Source organism: Sellimonas intestinalis (genome assembly GCF_001280875.1).
In the GTDB taxonomy this organism is placed as follows: Bacteria; Bacillota; Clostridia; order Lachnospirales; family Lachnospiraceae; genus Sellimonas; species Sellimonas intestinalis.
Window position 1 is genome coordinate 1 of the sequence record NZ_LGAJ01000021.1, and the last position, 3,492, is coordinate 3,492.

4 protein-coding genes are annotated in these 3,492 nt (G+C 46.8%); all 4 read left to right on the top strand.

All coding sequences use genetic code 11. The annotated features are described in order from the left end of the window. Positions 1 to 197: 197 nt before the first annotated feature. Genes AOA56_RS16150 through AOA56_RS14720 form a run of 4 tightly spaced genes read left to right on the top strand, consistent with a single transcriptional unit; the run spans position 198 to position 3,400 of the window. Positions 198 to 734 (top strand): hypothetical protein, encoded by a 537-nt coding sequence (locus tag AOA56_RS16150; protein WP_053769979.1) that lies wholly within the window; start codon positions 198 to 200, stop codon positions 732 to 734. A 48-nt stretch (positions 735 to 782) separates the two neighbouring features. Next, positions 783 to 1,433, top strand: coding sequence for a site-specific integrase (locus AOA56_RS16155; RefSeq protein WP_242843471.1), 651 nt, complete (start codon positions 783 to 785; stop codon positions 1,431 to 1,433). Further along, on the top strand, positions 1,426 to 2,409 hold the full coding sequence (locus AOA56_RS14715; RefSeq protein WP_053769980.1) for a tyrosine-type recombinase/integrase: 984 nt from the start codon (positions 1,426 to 1,428) through the stop codon (positions 2,407 to 2,409). Before AOA56_RS16155 ends, AOA56_RS14715 begins: the two co-directional genes overlap by 8 nt. Continuing rightward, positions 2,390 to 3,400 carry a tyrosine-type recombinase/integrase gene (locus tag AOA56_RS14720; protein ID WP_053769981.1) on the top strand — a complete coding sequence of 337 codons (1,011 nt, stop codon included), beginning with the start codon at positions 2,390 to 2,392 and terminating at the stop codon, positions 3,398 to 3,400. The genes AOA56_RS14715 and AOA56_RS14720 overlap by 20 nt, the downstream gene beginning before the upstream one ends. The last annotated feature ends 92 nt before the right edge of the window (positions 3,401 to 3,492 follow it).

The window sequence follows — 3,492 nt, forward strand, 5'->3', positions numbered from 1 at the left end:
TCCTTATGCGGACACTTTCATTATGCTGAGTCAATCAGCATAAATGCGATGTTTCCGGCATTTTATTATAAATCACTCCGCATAATACCGCCTCCAACCTTTTAGTATGCAGGATAAATCCGTTCACTATAAGACTGATAATTCATTGGTTTTTTTGCTATGCTCTACCTATCAACGAACAGGAAGGAGAAGCTGCCATGACAATGAAAGAGATTACGGATGGATTAAAAAATCTTTTGTTAGATAACCACTATAATCCAGTGACCATCCAGTTTTATGAACGTGAATGGAAGAAGATCCAATCGTTTCTGATGACAGAATACGGAGATGAAGGATTCGATATGGAGCGAGGGCTGGCCTATCTGGAAAAACAGTATGGATTTCAGACCAAATATAATGACGGAACTCTTTCACAGCAGCGGGTACAGCTCCTGAGAGTCGTACATATGCTGGAAGATTACCGTCTCCACCAGGTACTGACCCGGAGATACTATGCCTCGAAAAATCCCATCCGGCTGAATCCGTATTACGCTGGTATTCATACGGGCTATTGCAATGCGCTTTCAAGTTCAGGACTCTCAAAGAGTACGATCGGTCATTATACATCTATCTCTATGGTATTTATGGATTACCTTTCACAAAAAGGAATACGACCGGTCAGTGCTGTCTGCCTGGATACCTGTAATGGATATCTCAGAACATTGGCTGGATACAGTTTTAAAACGGTGGAGTAGAATGTCTGTGCGATACGCCACTTCCTCCGCTATCTCCAGGAAACTGGAATGGTTTTCGCAAACCTGGCCTCAGAGATACATATGCCGGCGGTATCCAAAAAGTCAAAGATCCCATCTGTCTGGACAACAGAGGAGCTGCAGGAGCTGCTGCATGCAGTTGACCGTTCCAGTCCGATCGGGAAAAGGGATTACGCTATGATCCTGATGGCATGTATTCTTGGGCTGAGGGTCAGCGATATCAAAAATCTCCGGTTTGGCAACTTCGACTGGAGCAATAAAAAAATCTCCATGATCCAGCATAAAACGCATAAGCCGCTTTCCCTACCTATACCGGATGCCGTAGGCTGGGCGGTCATTGACTATATCAAAAACGGGCGTCCGAAGTATTATGATACGGATGTTGTTTTTATAAAACATATGCCGCCTTTTGATCCGCTTTCAGATAACGATCATCTGGTAAACCGGATCATCTGCCATATGCGCAAAGCAGGCATCCGCAGGGATAAGGACCGTCATTCAGGGTTCCACTCCCTGCGTCACTGTGCAGGCTCCATGCTTCTTGAGATGGAAACACCGCTCCCTGTTATCACTTCGATCATGGGCCATTCCGATACAGATGTAACAGGCATCTACTTAAAGACAGATCTGAAAAAGCTTTCGGAGTGCGTCCTTGCCCCACCAGTGAACGCCTATGGATAATTCAGGATTCAACAGCGTTTTTCGGGATGAATTCTGTGGATTGATCGTTTTAAAACAATCCCTGGGATTCAAATATGAAGCCGAGGCTGCCGCATTCCGCAGGATCGATAAGTTTTTCTGCCAGCATCAGCTCACTGAAAAGAGGATTTCCCAGGATCTCTGTGATCACTGGTGTCAGAAACGCAGCTACGAAAGTGCGGCGAATCATGCCCACAGAATCAGCAGCCTCCGTGTATTCTGCAAATATCTCAATGGTATGGGGATACCTGCATATATACCTCCTCATGGACTGACAAGGCATCCGGAGAAATATGACGCACACATCTACACCCCGGACGAATTGGGACGCTTTTTTGCTGCGGTTGATGCCAGTCAGTCTGTACCATCCGAGTGTCCCTACCGGGCCCTTGTCATGCCAGTGTTTTTCCGGATCCTTTATACAAGTGGAATGAGGGTATCCGAGTTACGGCTGGCAAAGATCCGTGATGTAAACCTCGCAAATGGCTATATCCGTGTCATTTCAGGAAAAAATCAGAAGGACCGGCTCGTACCGATCCATCCGGATCTTGTTTCCAGATGCCTGGAACTGAAAGATCAGATCCACAGCAGTTCATCGGAGAATGAATTCTTTTTCCTAGTACGGCCCGGGCGTGAAATGACGCTGCAAAACCTGTACCATAACTTCCGGCGGTATCTGGACAAAGCAGGGATCCCTCATACAGGACGAGGTCCCCGCATCCATGATTTCCGGCATACTTACTGTGTGAACCTTCTCTTAAAGTGGTCAGAAGAAGGGAAAGACCTGCTGGCATATCTTCCTTACATGCGCACCATGCTCGGGCACGAAAGTTTTGAAGAGACCGCTTATTACCTGAAACTGACGTCTGCAGCATTCCCGTTTGTCCGGGAACATCTGGAAGCGGCCTTTCCGGATATCATCCAGGAGGTGGCGTTCCATGAACACGAATTCTACTGATTTTGCGCAGTTGGTCACAGGGTTCCTGACAGATTTTCTGCCGTTGCAGAGAAACTATTCCAGGAACACGGTTCTCAGCTATAAAGATGCCTTAAAGCTGTTTGCTGTTTTTCTGACTGAATCCAAAAAGATCCGGCTTACAGATTTCACGATGCAAAGATTTAACCGTGTCCTCATCATAGAGTATCTTGAATGGCTGAGGAACCGGGGATGCAGTGTTGCCACAGCGAATCAGCGGCTGGCAGCTATTAAATCTTTTTCTGAGTATGCCGGTGTACAGTGTTTAGAATGTCTTGGACCACTGCAGCTTGTGCAGGGGATCAAATCCCAAAAAGCCTCAATGCGTGAGATTGCTTTCCTGTCAACCGACCAGATCCGGGAATTGATCAACTGTCCGGATATCAATACGGAAAACGGGCTGCGTCACCGGGTAATCCTGACACTCCTTTATGACAGTGGATGCCGTGTGCAGGAACTCTGTGATATAGCAATCCGGGATATCCAGACTGGGAGCAATCCCACAGTGCGTCTCCATGGAAAAGGGAATAAATATCGTACCGTAGCGATTGCCCGTAATACGGCAAAACTGGTTTCTGAATATATCAAACGGCAACGGAGGACTGTTGCGGCTGATCAGCCTCTGGTTGTCAACCAGAGGCAGGCGAAGCTGAGCCGTGATGGAGTCAACTATATCATCCGTAAGTATGTACATGAAATCCAGCGTAAGGATCAATCATTTCCTGAAATCCATGCACATGGCTTCCGGCACAGCAAAGCAATGCACATGTTGGAGGCTGGAATTAACATCGTTTATATCCGGGACTTTCTTGGCCATGAGGATATCTCCACCACGATGGTCTATATCCGGGCGGACAACCGTTTGAAAACAGAAGCAGTCAATAAACTTGCCCCGAAAGTAACTGGCGAAACAGAATTCCCGGATTGGACGAAAGATACAGATCTCATGTCCTTCCTGAATTCATTTAAGTGACGTATTATGCTGAGTCAAAAAGGTATAAATACCGAAAACATGCGGTGTTTTGCCGCTGACTCGGCATAATCACTCGCTCGGCATAAGGAGGA

Bases quoted from the DNA above. Each gene is read 5' to 3' on its own strand.
- AOA56_RS14715 (WP_053769980.1), top strand. From the start codon at position 1,426: ATGGATAATTCAGGATTCAACAGCGTTTTTCGGGATGAATTCTGTGGA.
- AOA56_RS16150 (WP_053769979.1), top strand. From the start codon at position 198: ATGACAATGAAAGAGATTACGGATGGATTAAAAAATCTTTTGTTAGAT.
- AOA56_RS16155 (WP_242843471.1), top strand. From the start codon at position 783: ATGGTTTTCGCAAACCTGGCCTCAGAGATACATATGCCGGCGGTATCC.
- AOA56_RS14720 (WP_053769981.1), top strand. From the start codon at position 2,390: ATGAACACGAATTCTACTGATTTTGCGCAGTTGGTCACAGGGTTCCTG.